Origin of the sequence: Marilutibacter chinensis (assembly GCF_021725675.1) — a bacterium.
Taxonomy (GTDB): domain Bacteria; phylum Pseudomonadota; class Gammaproteobacteria; order Xanthomonadales; family Xanthomonadaceae; genus Marilutibacter; species Marilutibacter chinensis.
The window spans coordinates 14617-30915 of sequence record NZ_JAKJPO010000020.1; the positions used below are offsets into that span (position 1 = coordinate 14617).

Consider the following 16299-nt stretch of genomic DNA (forward strand, 5'->3'; position numbering starts at 1 on the left):
ACTAGTCCTCTTTCAGCGATGCCAGCAGGAACAGCCGTGCCTTCTGCCAGTCGCGACGGATGCTGCGTTCGGAACGATCGAGCAGGCCGGCGATCTCCAGCTCGGACAAGCCGCCGAAATAGCGCAGTTCGACAACCTGGGCCAGACGCTTGTCGACGTCGGCGAGACGGGTCAACGCGGCATCCAGGCCGAGGGTGTCCTCGTCCAGGCGCAGTCCGCCCTCCAGGTCCTCAGGCAGGTCGGTGACCCGGTGCAGGTCGCCGCCGCGTTTCTGCGCGAGCCGCTGGCGGGCATAGTCGACGACCACGCTGCGCATCGCCGAGGCGGCGTAGGCGAAGAAATGCGCACGGTCGTCGAACTGGGCCTCGCGGCGGCCGACCAGCTTCAGGTAGGCCTCGTGCACCAGCGCGGTGGCGTCGAGCGTGTGCCCGTGCTGACCGGCGAGCTGGCGACGGGCCATCGTGTGGAGTTCCCGGTACAGCGTCGCCAGCACCGAATCCAGCGCACGGCGGTCGCCATCGCGCGCGGCCCCCAGCAGCTGCGTGATGTCGGCGGTCTGCACCGATGCGTCCCCGGTCTCCATGGGCGCGACTATAGCGCGTTCATTCCGCTTCGCACGCCCGAAGAGAGTCCTGCCGGCACGGACCGCCCTCGCGGCCGCAGGAGCGTGTGGACGCACAGGAACGGCCTCGGCCGCGCTTCGGGCCTTCCCATGGAAGCTTCATCGGCGCTGACGCCGCTCCTGCGGACGGGAGGAGGCTAGCGCTGGCAGTGACCGCACCAGACGGTCGCGCGCTGGCCGATGCTGGCCTGCTTCAGCGCGCGGCCGCAGCGCGGGCAGGGTTCGCCACCGCGGCCGTAGGCCGACAGTTCCTGCTCGAAGTAGCCGGGCGCGCCGTCGGGACTGATGAAGTCGCGCAGGGTGGTCCCGCCACGCGCGATCGCGTGGCCGAGGATCGCCTTCACCGCATCGGCCAGCGCCGTGTAGCGCTCGCGCGAGACCCTGCCCGCCGCGCGCAGTGGCGAGATACGGGCGGCGAACAGCGCCTCGGCGGCGTAGATGTTGCCGACCCCGACCACCACCGCCTGGTCCATCAGGAAGGTCTTGACCGGCGCCTTGCGGCCGCGGCTGAGCTCGAACAGGTAATCGCCGTCGAAGCCGTCCGACAGCGGTTCCGGCCCGAGCCCGCGCAGCAGCGCGTGGACCTCGCCGTGCGGCTGCCACAACAGGCAGCCGAACCGTCGCGGATCGTTGAAGCGCAGCACCTGCCGCGGCGAACGGGCATCTTCTTCGAGGATCAGGTCGACGTGGTCGTGCGTGCGCGGCGGCAGTTGCGCCGGCAGCACCCTCAGACTGCCGGACATGCCCAGGTGCAGCAGCGCGCTGCCGGCCGCGGTGTCGATCAGCAGATACTTGGCGCGGCGCCGGACCGCTTCGATCCGTTGCCCCGGCAACACCCGCTCGATGGCGTCGGGAATCGGCCAGCGCAGGTCCGGGCGACGCAGCACCGCGCCGGCGACGCGACGGCCTTCCAGGTGCGGCGCAAGGCCGGCGCGGGTGGTTTCGACTTCGGGCAGTTCGGGCATGCGCGTAGCTTAGGCCCTGCCCGTCCGGTCCGCGCGCACCGCGTCCGGGCGGTCCGATGCGACCGCCCCGGACTGGACAGGACCGTCAGTAGGCCACGCAGAAACGCTGCCGCGCGTGGGCCGGATGCTCCAGCTCGTCGATCATCGCGACCGCATAGTCCTGCAGCGAGATGCGGCTGTTGCCTTCGGCATCGACCAGCAGGTCGTCGCCACCGACGCGGAAGCGGCCGGTGCGCTCGCCCGGTTCGATCAGCGCCGCCGGGCTGAGCATCGTCCAGTCCAGCGCCGGTTCGCCGCGCAGGCGCTCCAGCGCATCGCGCGCGCCCAGCGCCGAACCCTTCCACTGCTCCGGGAAGTCCGGGGTGTCGACCAGTTGCACGCCGGGGGCGACGTTCAGGCTGCCGGCGCCGCCGACCATCAGCAGGCGCGGCACGCCGGCCTGCGCGACCGCGGCGATGATCGCGTCGACACCACGCATGTAATAGCCGCGCACGTCCTGCTGCGCGTGGCCGCTGAACGCGCTGATCACCGCATCGTGGCCGGCCAGCTGCGCGGCCAGGCGGCCGCTGTCGAGGACGTCGGCGGCGAGCACGGTCAGGCCATCGCCGGGTGCCAGCTTCCCGGGATTCGCGACCAGGGCGGTGACCTGGTGTCCACGCGAACGCAGTTCGGCCAGCAGACCGGAGCCGATGAAGCCGGAAGCGCCAAGGAGTGCGACTTTCATGGGAAATCCTCACAATGCGTGTTGGGGTATACAGTATTTCTGCTTGCATAACTCCCGATAAGACCGGCATTTCTGCAATTAAAATGAAGCCTGACTTCACAATCAACCGACTCAAGCGGATGGCCGTCTACGCCCGCGTGGTCGAGTTGGGGTCGATGAGCGCGGCCGCCCGCGAACTGCAGATGACCGCATCGGCGGTCAGCCAGCAGATCCGCCAGCTCGAGGCCGAGACCGGGGTGACCCTGCTGCTGCGTTCCACCCGCAGGCTCGGCCTGACCGAAGCCGGCCAGGCGTACTACGAAGACTGCGCGCGGATGCTGCACGCCGCGCAGGCCGCCGAGCGGCGCCTGTCGGACCTGCGCGACGAGCCGCGCGGCGAGCTGCGGATCGCGTTTCCGGTCGGCTTCAGCGCGACGCTGGCGGCGGCACTGGCGCCACTGCTGCGCACGTATCCAAAGCTGGCGCTGCGGCTGTTCGCCGAGGATCGCAGGATCGACCTGATCGGCGAGCGCATCGACCTGGCGATCCGGATCGGTTCGCTGGCCGACTCCTCGCTGGTCGCGCGGCGGTTGGCCGAATGGCGACACCTGCTGGTCGCCGCGCCTGCGTACGCGCAGGCGCACGGGCTGCCGCGGAACCCGGAAGAACTGACCGCCCACGCGGTGCTGAACCTGAGCGTGCTCGACCAGCCGGAATTCATCGAACTGCATCGCCCCGGTGAGCCGGCGCGGCGCATCCGGGTCTCCGGACCGGTCGCCGGCAACAGCGCCGAGGCGCTGCGACAGACGATGCTGCAGGGGCTGGGCATCATGCGCCTGCCCGGTCCCGACGCGGCGCCGCTGATCGCCGCCGGCCATGCCGTGGCGGTGCTGCCGGACTGGTCGATGGCCCCGATCGGCGTCTACGCGCTGACCGCGCAACGCGACTCCCAGCCGGCGAAGGTACGCGCGGCGATCGCCGCGCTGCGCGACCATCTGGAAGCCGGCGCCGGGGCCTGAACGGCGAGGCCGGACCGCGCCATGCCGGCGCCGCGGCGGTGACCGCCGGTTGAAAGACGGCGGCGCTATGCTTGAGCCTCCCGACGCCGCCGAGCATCGCGATGACGGATCCGGAAGGTGCGCAACCCGGTCCACGGACGACGCGGCCATTCGGCCTCGCGCTGCACCACTACGCCCGTGTCCAGCTCGATGCCGCCCTGGACTGGCTGGACGCCGGCGCGAAGCCGTCCAAGCGGCTGCACAAGGGCATCCACCAGGGCCGCAAAGCGTTGCGTCGGGTGCGTGCGACCCTGGCGCTGGGCGTGCCCGCACTGGGCCCGGGCTCGGAACTGATCGACCGCGAACTGCGCCGGATCATCCGCGGCCTCGGCGATATCCGCGACGGCCAGGCGCTGCTGGAAACGCTCGACCGCCTGCATGCGAACGGCCCCACCCCCGCGGTCGCCGCTCACCTCGAGCACGCGCGGCGGGCAGTCGTGCGCCGTCGCCGTGCCCTGGCCGACGCGACCCTGGCCGCCGATCCCGGACTGGCCCGGCGCCGCGCACTGCTCACGGCGCTGGCCGGCACCCTCGACGCGCTGCCGTGGGCCACGGTCGATGCGGAGACGGTGGACGCGGCGCTGCAGGCCAGTGCGCAGGCGGTCGACAAGGCGCGCGAACGGGTCGTCGCCGGCGGTCGCGACCGCGACTGGCACCGCTGGCGCCGGCGCATGCGACGCCGGTCGCAGCAGCGCACCGCACTGGACGCGTGTCGGCTCGTCTCCGGCGACGGACCTCCCTCCGCCGACCCGCCCGCGCCGCCAGTCGCGCTCGACAAGGATCTTGCCGTGCTGCTCGGCGTCGCCCAGGACCTGAGCCTGCTGCTCGAACACTGCGGGCGCGACGGTGGCCTCGGCAAGGCCGACCGCACCGCGCTGGCCGCGTTCGCCCGGACCGAACTGTCGACGCTGCGCGACCACATCCGCCGCTGTGCGTGATCGCCGTCACCCGGCATCCGCGCAGCAGGTGAACGTATCCCATCCCGTGAGGCCTCGAACCCGGCCATACCCGCGCGAACGGTAAGGCACAGGTGGCATGATGGCCGTCGGGGCGCGTTGCCGTCGCAGACCCGGCTTCGTGGGGTGCCGGCTCCGTGCTCCATCTGCCTGTCCGCATCGCGGGCAGGGCCGTTTTCCATGGACCCTGGCCCACGGAGTTCCAATGCCCCTCGCTTCGATCCCGACACCGCTGCTCGACTTCCTTGCCGGTGGCCTGCTGCAGGCCGGCTTCGGCGCCCTGCTGATCTGGTTCCTGGTCGCGACCCAGCTGACGATCTTCTCGGTGACGCTGTACCTGCACCGTTCGATGGCGCATCGTGCGGTCGACTTCCATCCGCTGCTCGCCCACTTCTTCCGCTTCTGGAGCTGGCTGACCACCTCGATGATCACCCGCGAGTGGGCCGCCATCCACCGCAAGCACCACGCGAAGTGCGAGACCGAGGAAGACCCGCACAGCCCGCAGATCAAGGGCATCAAGACGGTGTTCTGGCGTGGCGTGGAGCTGTACCGCGAGGCGCGCAGCGACCGCGAGTCGATCGAGAAGTACGGCAAGGGCTGCCCCGACGACTGGATCGAACGCCATCTCTATACCCCCCACGCGACGCTCGGCCCGACCCTGCTGCTGCTGATCGAGTTCGCCCTGTTCGGCTTCGCCGGCGTGGCGATCTGGGCGCTGCAGATGGCGTGGATTCCGTTCTGGGCCGCCGGTGTCGTCAATGGCCTGGGCCACTGGTGGGGCTACCGCAATTTCGAGAGCGCCGACACCTCGACCAACCTGACCCCGTGGGGCGTGTGGATCGGCGGCGAGGAGCTGCACAACAACCACCATGCGTTCCCCAGCTCGGCCAAGTTCGCGCTGCGCAGGTGGGAGTTCGACATCGGCTGGGCCGCGATCCGCGTGTTCGAGAAGCTGCGCCTGGCCCGCGTGCTGCGGGTCGCGCCAGCGCTCGACGTGCGCCCGAACATCGCGATGCCGGATGGCGAGACGCTGCGCGCCCTGCTCGCGATCCGCTTCCAGGCAATGACCGATTACTACCGCAACGTCACCCTGCCGGCATTGCGCGACCTGCGCGACCGCCGCGACCGGCTGCCGCGCGCACTGCGCAAGGGCCTGGCCGACGACGGCCGCTGGCTCGACGACGCCAAGCGCGCACGCCTGCATGCGTGGCTGGCCGAACGGCCGAAGATGGCGACGCTGGCCGAGCACCGCCAGCGCCTGGCGCAGGTGCTCGATGACCGTTCGCACGATGCGCAGGCGACCCTGCAGCGGCTGCAGGCCTGGTGCGCCGAGGCAGAGGCCAGCGGCATCGCTGCCCTGCAGGCATTCTCCAGCCGACTGAAGGGCTACGCGCTGGCGCCGGCGCGCGGCTGACGTCCAGGCCATTGGCCCGTCGGACCTGATGAAGCCCGCGCCCGCCGCGGGCTTTTTTCATGATGCGGCCCCACGCGGGCCTCTCCGCCCCGTCGGATTCGGGTAGCCTGCCCGCCATGCGCTCGAACTCGTCCCTCGCCCCGCCGTCTACCGGCATCCGCTGCGCGAGCGTCATCCTCGCCGTCGCACTGCTGACGGCGACGGCGAACGCGACCGCCCAGGTCCAGGCCACAGGCGACTACCTCTCGCGGATGGACGGCGATCAGGACGGCCTGGTTTCGCTGGCCGAATACCAGGACTGGATGAGTTACGCGTTCGTACGCATGGACCGCAATGGCGATGGCATCCTGACCGCCGACGAGCTGCCGGGCGGCCGCGGCGATCCGGTCAGCCTGATCGAGCACCGTGCGAAGCTCGCGCGCACCTTCCTGCGCCAGGACCAGAACCGGGACGGTTTCCTCGACGCCCGCGAACTCGCCGCACCGCCGCTGTAGCCGCGGCCAGGGCGGCAACCCGTCCGTCATTGGCCTTGGCCCAGTCCTCCGGCTCTTGGTTTTGGCTTTGATCTTGATCCTTGGCGACTTAAAGCCCGCCGCGCACCGGAGCCGGAAGGCGCCGTAGAGGTGCCCTTGTCTGAGCGCCGCTGGCGGCGCGGGTCTGGGCGCCGTGCGTCTTCCGGCGAGGAGCACAGGGAACCGGGGTGGCTCGCCACCACGACGGGTGTCAGGAACCGGCGGTTTTGGTTCCTTTTGACAAGACAAAAGGAACCCGCCCAGAGGGCGGAAGCCTTTGACTTCCGAAAGCAAGCCAATGCGCCTGCTGGCAACCCAACGCCCAAGGCAAGCTGTCGACGGGCTTCCACTGCAGGAAGAATCAGACTCCGACGGCAGCACGAGCCCCAAAGAAAAAGGCACGCCATCGGGGGAGATGGCGTGCCGTGGAGAGAGCACGAGGCTCCAATTGCGGGGGAGATCAGTGGGCGGAGGCCTCGCCGGCGCCACGCGGCACGCGGATCTCGTCGACCAGGTCCTGCACGTGCTGCGGTGGCGGCGCGGTGACCCGCGAGACCACGAATGCCACCACGAAGTTCAGCAACATGCCGACCACGCCGATGCCTTCCGGCGAGATGCCGAACAGCCAGTTGGCCGGCACGTTCTCCGCCATCGGCGTCATGAACACGCCCTTGAACCAGACGATGTAGCCGACCGTGAACACCAGGCCGACCAGCATGCCGGCCACCGCGCCCTGCATGTTGGTTCTCTTGTCGAAGATGCCGAGCACGATCGCCGGGAAGAACGAGGCCGCGGCCAGTCCGAATGCGAACGCCACCACCTCGGCGACGAAGCCCGGCGGGAAGATGCCGAGCAGGCCCGCCACCACGATTGCCAGTGCTGCCGCGATGCGTGCGTACATCAACTCCTGTTTCTCCGTGATGTTGGGCATCACCACCTTCTTCAGCAGGTCGTGCGATATCGCCGAGGAGATCACCAGCAACAATCCGGCCGCTGTGCTGAGCGCGGCGGCGAGGCCGCCGGCGGCAACCAACGCGATCACCCACGCCGGCAGGCGCGCGATCTCGGGATTGGCCAGCACCATGATGTCGCGATCGATGGTCATCTCATTGCGGTCGTCCTTGGCGTAGAACATCCGGCCATCGCCGTTCTTGTCCTCCCAGGCGATGAGTCCGGTCTTCTCCCAGTTCTTGACCCACGTCGGCGCGGTCGCATACTCGGTGCCCTGCATGTCGGCACCGTTGATGGTCTGGATCATGTTGACGCGGGCGAAGCTCGCCACCGCAGGCGCGGTCGTGTAGAGCAGGGCGATGAACAGCAGCGCCCAGCCGGCCGAACGACGCGCGTCACGCACCTTCGGCACGGTGAAGAAGCGCACGATCACGTGCGGCAGGCCCGCGGTGCCGACCATCAGCGCCAAAGTGATGCAGAACACATCGATCGTCGATTTGCTTCCATCCGTGTATGGCGCAAAGCCGAGTTCGGTACTGAGTCCATCGAGCTTGTCGAGCAGGTACACGCCGCTGCCGTCGGCGAGCTGGCTGCCGAAGCCGATCTGCGGGATCACGTTGCCGGTCAGCAGCATCGAGATGAAGATCGCCGGCACCAGATAGGCGAAGATCAGCACGCAGTACTGCGCGACCTGGGTGTAGGTAATGCCCTTCATGCCGCCGAGCACGGCGTAGAAGAACACGATCGCCATGCCGATGATCACACCGGTGGTGATGTCGACCTCCAGGAAGCGGCTGAACACGATGCCGACGCCACGCATCTGTCCGGCGACGTAGGTGAACGAGACGAAGATCGCGCATACCACCGCCACCAGACGCGCGGTGTCGGAGTAGTAGCGGTCGCCCACGAAGTCCGGCACGGTGAACTTGCCGAACTTGCGCAGGTACGGCGCCAGCAGCAGCGCCAGCAGCACGTAGCCGCCGGTCCAGCCCATCAGGTACACGGCGCCGTCGTAACCCATGAACGAGATCAGGCCGGCCATCGAGATGAACGACGCCGCGCTCATCCAGTCGGCCGCTGTCGCCATGCCGTTCATGACCGGGTGGACGCCGCCGCCGGCGACGTAGAACTCGCGCGTGCTCGCCACCCGCGACCAGAACGCGATGCCGATGTAGAGCGCGAAGGTGAGACCGACCAGCAGGTAGGTCCAGGCTTGTACGGACATGATCGGCCCCCGTCAGTCGTGTTCGTGCAGGTCGAGCGCGCGCTCGAGCCGGTTCATCCGCCATGCGTAGTAGAAGATCAGCACGACGAAAACGTATATCGATCCCTGCTGGGCGAAGAAGAAGCCCAGCTTGAAGCCGCCGATGCGGATCGCGTTGAGCGCGTCCGCGAACAGGATTCCCGCGCCGAACGAGACCGCGGCCCAGATCACGAGCAGGATCGTCATCAGCCTCAGGTTCGCCCGCCAGTACTGCGCGGCATTGATGTGCTTGCCGGACATGGTGCTGCCCTCCTCGCTCAGAAGCTGTACTTGACTGTGGTGTGGAAGCGCTTGAGATCGCCCTCGCGATCGTCCTCGAGCGAGCGCTGTCCGTAGCTGACCTCGGCGCCGATGTCGAGCTTCGGGAACGGCGAGTAGATCAGGTTCGCGCGCAGCGACTGCGAGCGCTCGGTCACCCCGTAGCCGGTCAGGGACGGATCGTTGTCGTAGTGCGCGGCCGAGTAGATCAGGTTGCCGCGCAGCTTCGGACCGAACACGTGCCGCCAGCCGGCGAACATGCCGTAGCCGGTGATCGCGTCGATGTCGCCGTCGGCGTCCGCGACCACGTCCGTGCCCATGCCGAAGGCCATGTAGCGGCCCAGGCCGCTGCCGGCGTTGACCATGTAGCGGATGTCGTCGTTGTCGCCGATGTTGAACCTGCCGGCCACGCTCAGCGCGCCGCCGGTGGCGGTCTCGTCGCCGTCCTTGAACTGGCGCAGCATGCCGGCGACGCTGAAGTGACCCCAGTCGCCCTTGGTCGTCCAGCGTCCGGTGACATCCGGCATCACGTTGTCGCCGGAGGTGTGGCGTCCGGTGCCCTGGTAGTCGGTGACCAGGGTCTGCGGGTTCTCGAGAGAGAACGACCACGGACCGCTGGTGTAGCGGACCTGGGCCTGACGCACGAAGATCGTGCCGTCGGTGACGCCGAGGAAGTCGACGGTGTCGGGCAGCGAGCCCAGGTCCTGGAAGTTGGTCCAGGTCTGGCCGGCCAGCCAGTTGTTCCAGGTCACGTATGCGTGGCGGATGGTGATGCCGTGGGTGTTGGTCGACAGTTCGTTGCCGAGATTGTTGCTGCCACCGCCGAACAGGTCGGCCTCGATGTAGCCGCGGAACTTGTCGCCGTCGTCGCTGGTGTAGTCGGCCGCGAACCAGAAGCGCGAGAACTGCGCGCCGAAGTCGGTATACGGGTCGACATCGGGCTCGGCGCCGTCGGCGGCCACCGGGATCGTGCTGGGCACGTAGAACATGCGACCCGCCGATCCTTCCGCGATCTGGCCGTCGCTGGTGTCGGTGACCATCGCGTCGAGCTTGATGAAGCCGCCGTAGGAGAAGGCGCCGCCGGGCGTACCGGTCAGGATCGGCGTCGACTGCGCTTTGGGCGCGGCCGCCGTTTGCGCGACCTGTTGCGCGGCCTGCTGTTGTGCGGCCTGTTCCTGGATTGCCTGCTGTTGTACACCCTGTTGCTGAACTAGCTGCTGGACCATCTTCTCGAGCTCGGCGACGCGGGCTTCGAGTTCGATCTCTTTCGCGGTCTGGGCGTGGGCGAAGCCGGGCAGCGCCAGCGCCAACGTCAACGCCGCCACCAGGGGCCGCTTGCGCGCAATGCGTGTGGACATGATTCCCTCCCAAGGAATGCCGTGGCCATGCACGGTCAGCCGGAGCCTGCGCGCAGTCCTTCTCGGGGAACCATTCGCCATTGGTCGATAGCGGGCGTCGTCGCGCGGCCGCCCGGTCCGGTTTGCGACCATGGTCTAAGCCGGCCGATACCGGATGCACGGGCCGTTGGGGCAAACTGGACGTCCGACGAGGCCCGTTCGTTGCGCTGCAGCACGCCGTTGCGATTCGCATTGCGACCGAGGTCCGCGCCTGCCATCGCCGCGGCACCGGCGCCGCGACCCAGGAAACCGCCATCAGGCCCTTTACGAGTGGAGCGCCCCATGAGCCATCCCAACGCCCTCTATCCCGTACCCGGACAGTTCGCTGCCGGGGCACGGATCGACCGTGACGCCTACGAACGCGCGTACGCCGAATCGGTATCCGGTCCGGAGGCGTTCTGGCGCCGGGTCGCCGAGCGCCTGGAGTGGTTCACCGCTCCCACGCAGATCAAGGACGTCAGCTACGGGCTCGACGACTTCCACATCCGCTGGTACGGCGACGGCGAGCTCAACGCCAGCATCAACTGCCTGGATCGCCATCTGGAAACGCGTGGCGACAAGACCGCGCTGATCTTCGAGCCCGACAACCCGGACAGTCCCGCACGCCACGTCAGCTACCGCGAACTGCACGCGCAGGTCTGCCGGCTGGCCAACGCGCTGCGCAGCCTGGGCGTGCGCAAGGGCGACCGGGTCACGATCTACCTGCCGATGATCGTCGAGGCGGTGGTCGCGATGCTGGCCTGCGCACGCATCGGCGCGATCCACTCGGTGGTGTTCGGAGGTTTCGCGCCGAACTCGATCGCCGATCGCGTCTCCGACTGCGGCAGCAAGCTGATCATCACCGCCGACGAGGGCCTGCGCGGCGGCAGGAAGGTTCCGCTGAAGGCGAACGTCGATGCCGCGCTGAAGCTGCCGGGCACGAACTCGGTCGAGACGGTGCTGGTGGTCCGCCACACCCACGGCGCGGTCGACATGCAGATGCCGCGCGACCGCTGGTACGACGCCGTCGTCGACGGCCAGCCCGACACCTGCGCGCCGGAGCGCATGAACGCCGAGGATCCGCTGTTCATCCTCTACACCTCCGGCAGCACCGGAAAGCCGAAAGGCGTGCTGCATACCACCGGCGGCTACCTCGCCTATGCCAGCTTCACCCACGAGTGCGTGTTCGACCTGCGCGAGGACGACATCTACTGGTGCACCGCCGACGTCGGCTGGGTCACCGGGCACAGCTACATCGTCTACGGCCCGCTCGCCAACGGCGCGACCGCGCTGGTGTTCGAGGGCGTGCCCAACTACCCGACCGTGTCGCGCTTCTGGGAGGTGATCGACAAGCACAAGGTCACGCTCTTCTACACCGCGCCGACCGCGATCCGCGCGCTGATGCGCGACGGCGACGAGCCGGTGGAGAAGACCTCGCGCGCGTCGCTGCGCCTGCTCGGCACGGTCGGCGAGCCGATCAACCCGGAGGCCTGGCGCTGGTACCACGAAGTGGTCGGCGACAGCCGCTGCCCGATCGTCGACACCTGGTGGCAGACCGAAACCGGCGGCATCCTGATCACCCCGCTGCCCGGCGCGACGGACCTCAAGCCCGGCTCGGCGACCAAACCGTTCTTCGGCGTGCAACCGGCCCTGGTCGATGCCGGCGGCGCCCTGCTCGAAGGCGAGGCCGAGGGCAACCTGGTCCTGCTCGACTCCTGGCCGGGACAGATGCGCACGGTCTATGGCGACCACCAGCGCTTCATCGATACCTACTTCAAGACCTACCCGGGCATGTACTTCACCGGCGACGGCTGCCGTCGCGACGCCGATGGCTATTACTGGATCACCGGCCGCGTCGACGACGTGATCAACGTCAGCGGCCACCGCATCGGCACCGCCGAGGTCGAGAGCGCGCTGGTCAGCCATCCGAAGGTCGCCGAGGCGGCGGTGGTCGGCTTCCCGCACGACGTCAAGGGCCAGGGCATCTATGCCTACGTGACCCTGATCGCCGGCGAGGCCAGCAGCGAAGAGCTGCGCAAGGAACTGATCGCGCACGTGCGCAAGGAGATCGGCCCGATCGCGACCCCGGACCACCTGCAGTGGGCGCCGGGCCTGCCGAAGACGCGTTCGGGCAAGATCATGCGACGGATCCTGCGCAAGATCGCCGAGAACGCTCCGGACCAGTTGGGCGACACCTCGACCCTCGCCGACCCGACCGTTGTCGACTCGCTGGTCAAGGAGCGGCGGGTGCCGTGAACTTCGCGGCGCGCCCTTCCCGAGGGCGGGGAGCTCGACGCCGGATGCATGCCGCCTGCTGTAGGCTCGTCGCGCAAGACGCCAACCTGTAGTACCTCTCCTCCGCCGCCCCTGTTCCGCGCAGGGCGGCGGCCCCCAAGGAATCCTTCCCGGAACCCGGATGCCACCCGCCCCCACCCATACCGTCATCGTCGCCGACGACCACCCGCTGTTCCGAGAAGCGCTGCGCGGCGCGGTCGCGCGCGTGCTCCCCGAGGCGCGACTGCGCGAGGCCGACGGCGTCGAATCACTGTACGCCCTGGTCGAAGGCGAGCCCGACGCCGACCTGCTGCTGCTCGACCTCAACATGCCCGGCGCGCAGGGCTTCAGCGCGCTGGTGCACCTGCGTGCGCTGCATCCGCAGCTGCCGATCGTCGTGGTCTCCGCACGCGAGGAACCGGCGGTGATGCGGCGCGCGCTCGACCACGGTGCGGTCGGTTTCATTCCGAAGTCCGCCGACGCCACGACCCTGGGCGAGGCGATCACCGCGGTGCTCGACGGCGACCGCTGGGCGCCGGCCGCGGCGTTGTCGGCACCGGCCGCCGACGACGCCGAGTACGACGCGGCACAGCGCGTGCGCGACCTTACCCCGCAGCAGTTCCGGGTCCTGCAGATGCTCGGCGCCGGTCTGCTCAACAAGCAGATCGCCTACGACCTCGGCGTGTCGGAGGCGACGATCAAGGCCCACGTGACCGCGATCCTGCGCAAGCTCGGCGCCAACAACCGCACCCAGGCGGTGCTGATTGCCGGCCGGCTGGCGGTCGATCCAGGCGCGATCGTGCCGCCGCCCGAGGAGCAGGACTAGCGGCAGCACGCGCGCCCCTTCCGCGACGCCCCCGCGATCTGCTCCAATCGGCGCATGAGCGCCCTTCCGGACCGCAACGACGTCCAGTACCCGGGCGGCATCCATCTGGCGATCTCGCTGGCCTGGGCCAAGGGCGCCTACACGGTGCCGATCGCATTCGGCAGCGGCCGGCGAACCGCGAACCTCGTCCTCGACACCGGCAGCAGCACCCTGGTCGTGCTGCCGCACGCCTATCTGCCCGAAGACGACGAAGCCCTGAGTGCCACCGCCTGGGCGCAGGAGGTCCGCTACGGCCAGGGCACCTGGGCCGGCCCGGTGGTGCGGACCCGGCTCGCGTTCGGCCACGGCGCACACGCATGCGGCATCGACGACGCCGAGGTCTCGGTGATCGAGGCCGCCGCGCAGGATTTCAGGGATGCCGACGGCATCTTCGGCCTGGCCTACTCCGGGCTCGACATCGCCCACGACATGGGCGGCGTGCTGAGCGCCCGCGGTGCCGATCCGGCGCTGACCTGGCCGTGGCCGTTCGAAGCGGACGACGACGACCTGGACGCCTTCGGCACCCTGTTGCGCCAACAGCCGCGGGTTGCGCTGCAGCCGTTGTTCTCGCAGCTGGCCGGGCAGGGCCGGATCCAGGACCGCTTCGGCATGCTGGTGCGACGCGCGCTGGTGCACGTGCTCGACGACGCGGTCGACGACGATGTGCTGGACGCCGATCCGCTCAACCGTGGGGTAATGGTCCTCGGCGGTGGCGAGGATGCGCCGGCACTGCACACCGGCCGGTTCCAGGACGTGCGCATCGTCCACGACCTCTACTACAACGCCAACCTGCTCGCGGTGCAGGTGGGCGACCGGCCACGCATCGCGGTGCCGCCACTGGACCCGCAGTACGCCCGGCGCGCCGCCAGCAACGCGATCCTCGACACCGGCAGCAGTTTCCTGGTGCTCGAGGCGGGCACCCACGATGCGATCATGGCCGGGCTGACCGCGATCGACCCGCGTCTGCCGGCGCTCTGCGGGAAGTTCCGGGACACCTTCAACGCCAGCGGGCACGGCGTCGCCAACGCCGAAGTCGACGCACTGGACTGGCCGGTGCTGACCTTCCACCTGGAAGGCGAGGGCGGCAGCGAGACCGCCTTGGCCTGTCCGCCGGAGCACTACTGGCCGCGCAACGCGATGTATGCCGGCGAGTCGTTCTTCCTGCTGATGCCGCAGCTGCCCGGCTGGCCGAACGAGTCGATCCTCGGCCTGCCGCTGATGGCCGGCCACTACTGCCTGTTCGACCGCTGCGCGGACGGCGGCGTCGGCCGCGTCCGGATCGCACCGGCGCATCCGTTGTAGGAACGACATGACGGATGCAGACATCCTCGACACCGGACGTTTCCGCCTGCGGCCGCTGCGCGAGGATTCGGACAAGGACAGGACGCTCTATTGCGCGCTCTACACAAGCCCGGGGGTCATGGCACGGATCATGCCGCCGCTGTCGATGGCGGCGGCCGGCCGCCTGTACGAGCGGGCGCTGCAGTGGGCGCGCAGCGACCGGCCCGGCCATCGCTTCTGGATGATCGACAGCCGCATCGACGGCGCGGCGATCGGGGTCGCGGGCTACGTCCGCAGGGGCGCCGAGGCCGAGATCGGCGTGCTGCTGGTCGAACCATGGTGGCAGCGCGGCGTGTCGAGCGAGGTGTTCGTCCCGTTGATCGCCCATGGCTTCGAGCGGATGGGTCTGACGCTGGTGACCGCCGAGCGCCCCGACGACGATCACGCCAGGGTGATCGACCGCCTGTTGGGACGGTTCGGCTTCGTCCGCACGCCAGATCGCGCCAGCGCCCCGGGGCAATGCCGCTGGGAGCTGCCCTGTTCAGCCTGGAAGGCCCGTCAACCGGCCGTCTGAATCATTTTGCAAAGTCTGGCGGTACGGGTATTGTCCTCCTGCTGCAAGGGGAACGCTGCAAGGGGAACCAGGGGAAATGACGGGACCGGTCGCGAAGCCGCCGGGCAGGCTTGCCTGTGTCGGACTGGGGATGATGCTCGGGGCCCATGTCGGCCCACGGGCGCGCAGCCATGTCGAACAGGCCGACGTCGTGTTCGCCGCCGTCTCCGATCCGCTGGTCGAGGAATGGCTGCGGCAGATGAACCCCGATGTGCGCAGCCTGCAGCCGTTCTATGCCGAGGGCAAACCGCGCCACGACACCTACCGGCAGATGGTCGAGGCGATGCTCGTCGAGGTCCGCGCAGGCAAGCATGTCTGCGGCGCGTTCTACGGCCACCCCGGCGTATTCGCCAAGGCGCCGCACGACGCCGTCGCCCTGGCACGCGCGGAAGGTTTCCATGCGCACATGGAACCGGGCATATCCGCCGAGGACTGCCTGTACGCCGATCTTGGCATCGACCCGGGACGCATCGGCTGCCAGCACTACGAAGCCAGCCAGCTGCTGTTCTACCGTCGCCGACTGGATCCCAGCGCCTACCTGGTGCTGTGGCAGGTCGGGATCGTCGGCGACCGCAGCTACCGCCGCTTCGCCACCGGCCCGGCGCATCGCCGGTTGCTGGTCGAACGCCTGCTCCAGGACTACCCCGCCGACCACGGAGTCATCGCCTACGAGGCGGCGACCCTGCCGATCGCCCGACCCCGGATCGAGCGCGCGAAGCTGCACGAGCTGCCCGGCCTGCCGCTGCAGATGCACACCACCCTCGTCGTGCCGCCCGCGTGCCCGATGGAACCCGATGTCGTCATGCAGGCGCGCATCGCCGCGCTTGAACGCTCGGGGCAGGTCGAACCGCCGCCGTCGTACACACCACCACTGGAAGAAGGAGTCGCCTGATGTCGAATGTCGTGAAGTTCCTGGAAACCCTGGGACAGAACCTGGAGATCGTCAGCGATGCCGATTTCATGGATGCGGTGGCTGCGGCGCCGGTGGACGGTGACGTCCGGCAGGCGCTCGCGACCCGCGATCCGGCTCGACTGAACATGGCCGTTGGCCACACCTGCACGGTGCTCTCCCTGCTGGTTCCGGCCGAGGAAGAGCCGCAGCAGGAAGAGGAGACCGAACGGGACGCTCCGGACGAGGGCGAAACCGAAGCGCGCGCCGCCTGACGCGAACGCGGCGGCAGGGTGCT

At 69.0% G+C, this 16299-nt stretch carries 16 protein-coding genes; 10 read left to right on the forward strand and 6 right to left on the reverse strand.

Annotated features, from left to right (window positions below):
• Position 1 precedes the first annotated feature (1 nt).
• The 3 genes from L3V18_RS18250 to L3V18_RS18260 form a co-directional block, all read right to left on the reverse strand.
• Positions 2-583 (reverse strand): ECF-type sigma factor, encoded by a 582-nt coding sequence (locus tag L3V18_RS18250; RefSeq protein ID WP_237054187.1) that lies wholly within the window; start codon positions 581-583, stop codon positions 2-4.
• A gap of 176 nt (positions 584-759) precedes the next feature.
• Complete coding sequence (gene mutM, locus L3V18_RS18255) at positions 760-1587, reverse strand: bifunctional DNA-formamidopyrimidine glycosylase/DNA-(apurinic or apyrimidinic site) lyase (protein WP_237054188.1); 828 nt, start codon at positions 1585-1587, stop codon at positions 760-762.
• A gap of 85 nt (positions 1588-1672) precedes the next feature.
• Positions 1673-2311: an NAD(P)-dependent oxidoreductase gene (locus L3V18_RS18260; RefSeq protein WP_237054189.1), complete on the reverse strand. Its 639-nt coding sequence runs from the start codon at positions 2309-2311 to the stop codon at positions 1673-1675.
• Positions 2312-2394: 83 nt separating this feature from the next.
• On the opposite strand from L3V18_RS18260, the gene L3V18_RS18265 reads away from it, so the two are divergent.
• From L3V18_RS18265 to L3V18_RS18280, 4 genes are all read left to right on the forward strand, one after another.
• Positions 2395-3309: a LysR family transcriptional regulator gene (locus tag L3V18_RS18265; RefSeq protein WP_237054190.1), complete on the forward strand. Its 915-nt coding sequence runs from the start codon at positions 2395-2397 to the stop codon at positions 3307-3309.
• A gap of 101 nt (positions 3310-3410) precedes the next feature.
• Complete coding sequence (locus L3V18_RS18270; RefSeq protein ID WP_237054191.1) at positions 3411-4286, forward strand: CHAD domain-containing protein; 876 nt, start codon at positions 3411-3413, stop codon at positions 4284-4286.
• Positions 4287-4509: 223 nt separating this feature from the next.
• Entirely contained in the window at positions 4510-5718 is a 1209-nt protein-coding gene (locus L3V18_RS18275) for a DesA family fatty acid desaturase (RefSeq protein ID WP_237054192.1), read from the forward strand.
• Positions 5719-5834: 116 nt separating this feature from the next.
• On the forward strand, positions 5835-6212 hold the full coding sequence (locus L3V18_RS18280; protein ID WP_237054193.1) for a CREC-EF hand family protein: 378 nt from the start codon (positions 5835-5837) through the stop codon (positions 6210-6212).
• Between the two features lie 478 nt (positions 6213-6690).
• On the opposite strand, the gene L3V18_RS18285 is transcribed toward L3V18_RS18280, so the two are convergent.
• Genes L3V18_RS18285 through L3V18_RS18295 form a run of 3 tightly spaced genes read right to left on the reverse strand, consistent with a single transcriptional unit; the run spans position 6691 to position 10061 of the window.
• Positions 6691-8406, reverse strand: a complete 1716-nt coding sequence (locus L3V18_RS18285; RefSeq protein WP_237054194.1) for a sodium:solute symporter family protein — start codon at positions 8404-8406, stop codon at positions 6691-6693.
• Positions 8407-8418: 12 nt separating this feature from the next.
• On the reverse strand, positions 8419-8685 hold the full coding sequence (locus tag L3V18_RS18290) for a DUF4212 domain-containing protein (RefSeq protein ID WP_237054195.1): 267 nt from the start codon (positions 8683-8685) through the stop codon (positions 8419-8421).
• A 17-nt stretch (positions 8686-8702) separates the two neighbouring features.
• Positions 8703-10061, reverse strand: coding sequence for a DcaP family trimeric outer membrane transporter (locus L3V18_RS18295; protein ID WP_237054196.1), 1359 nt, complete (start codon positions 10059-10061; stop codon positions 8703-8705).
• Positions 10062-10382: 321 nt separating this feature from the next.
• Between L3V18_RS18295 and acs the strand changes: the two genes are divergently transcribed.
• From acs to L3V18_RS18325, 6 genes are all read left to right on the forward strand, one after another.
• Positions 10383-12335 carry an acetate--CoA ligase gene (gene acs, locus L3V18_RS18300; RefSeq protein ID WP_237054197.1) on the forward strand — a complete coding sequence of 651 codons (1953 nt, stop codon included), beginning with the start codon at positions 10383-10385 and terminating at the stop codon, positions 12333-12335.
• Positions 12336-12495: 160 nt separating this feature from the next.
• Positions 12496-13179: a response regulator transcription factor gene (locus L3V18_RS18305; RefSeq protein ID WP_237054198.1), complete on the forward strand. Its 684-nt coding sequence runs from the start codon at positions 12496-12498 to the stop codon at positions 13177-13179.
• A gap of 54 nt (positions 13180-13233) precedes the next feature.
• Positions 13234-14520: a pepsin-like aspartic protease gene (locus L3V18_RS18310; protein ID WP_237054199.1), complete on the forward strand. Its 1287-nt coding sequence runs from the start codon at positions 13234-13236 to the stop codon at positions 14518-14520.
• Positions 14521-14527: 7 nt separating this feature from the next.
• Complete coding sequence (locus tag L3V18_RS18315) at positions 14528-15073, forward strand: GNAT family N-acetyltransferase (RefSeq protein ID WP_237054200.1); 546 nt, start codon at positions 14528-14530, stop codon at positions 15071-15073.
• Positions 15074-15149: 76 nt separating this feature from the next.
• On the forward strand, positions 15150-16004 hold the full coding sequence (locus L3V18_RS18320) for an SAM-dependent methyltransferase (RefSeq protein WP_255783845.1): 855 nt from the start codon (positions 15150-15152) through the stop codon (positions 16002-16004).
• Positions 16004-16276, forward strand: a complete 273-nt coding sequence (locus L3V18_RS18325; RefSeq protein WP_237054202.1) for a hypothetical protein — start codon at positions 16004-16006, stop codon at positions 16274-16276. The genes L3V18_RS18320 and L3V18_RS18325 overlap by 1 nt, the downstream gene beginning before the upstream one ends.
• The last annotated feature ends 23 nt before the right edge of the window (positions 16277-16299 follow it).

Bases quoted from the DNA above. Each gene is read 5' to 3' on its own strand.
- L3V18_RS18265 (WP_237054190.1), top strand. From the start codon at position 2,395: ATGAAGCCTGACTTCACAATCAACCGACTCAAGCGGATGGCCGTCTAC.
- L3V18_RS18295 (WP_237054196.1), bottom strand. From the start codon at position 10,061: ATGTCCACACGCATTGCGCGCAAGCGGCCCCTGGTGGCGGCGTTGACG.
- mutM (WP_237054188.1), bottom strand. From the start codon at position 1,587: ATGCCCGAACTGCCCGAAGTCGAAACCACCCGCGCCGGCCTTGCGCCG.
- L3V18_RS18280 (WP_237054193.1), top strand. From the start codon at position 5,835: ATGCGCTCGAACTCGTCCCTCGCCCCGCCGTCTACCGGCATCCGCTGC.
- L3V18_RS18325 (WP_237054202.1), top strand. From the start codon at position 16,004: ATGTCGAATGTCGTGAAGTTCCTGGAAACCCTGGGACAGAACCTGGAG.
- acs (WP_237054197.1), top strand. From the start codon at position 10,383: ATGAGCCATCCCAACGCCCTCTATCCCGTACCCGGACAGTTCGCTGCC.
- L3V18_RS18270 (WP_237054191.1), top strand. From the start codon at position 3,411: ATGACGGATCCGGAAGGTGCGCAACCCGGTCCACGGACGACGCGGCCA.
- L3V18_RS18310 (WP_237054199.1), top strand. From the start codon at position 13,234: ATGAGCGCCCTTCCGGACCGCAACGACGTCCAGTACCCGGGCGGCATC.
- L3V18_RS18285 (WP_237054194.1), bottom strand. From the start codon at position 8,406: ATGTCCGTACAAGCCTGGACCTACCTGCTGGTCGGTCTCACCTTCGCG.
- L3V18_RS18275 (WP_237054192.1), top strand. From the start codon at position 4,510: ATGCCCCTCGCTTCGATCCCGACACCGCTGCTCGACTTCCTTGCCGGT.
- L3V18_RS18320 (WP_255783845.1), top strand. From the start codon at position 15,150: ATGACGGGACCGGTCGCGAAGCCGCCGGGCAGGCTTGCCTGTGTCGGA.
- L3V18_RS18250 (WP_237054187.1), bottom strand. From the start codon at position 583: ATGGAGACCGGGGACGCATCGGTGCAGACCGCCGACATCACGCAGCTG.
- L3V18_RS18305 (WP_237054198.1), top strand. From the start codon at position 12,496: ATGCCACCCGCCCCCACCCATACCGTCATCGTCGCCGACGACCACCCG.
- L3V18_RS18315 (WP_237054200.1), top strand. From the start codon at position 14,528: ATGACGGATGCAGACATCCTCGACACCGGACGTTTCCGCCTGCGGCCG.
- L3V18_RS18260 (WP_237054189.1), bottom strand. From the start codon at position 2,311: ATGAAAGTCGCACTCCTTGGCGCTTCCGGCTTCATCGGCTCCGGTCTG.
- L3V18_RS18290 (WP_237054195.1), bottom strand. From the start codon at position 8,685: ATGTCCGGCAAGCACATCAATGCCGCGCAGTACTGGCGGGCGAACCTG.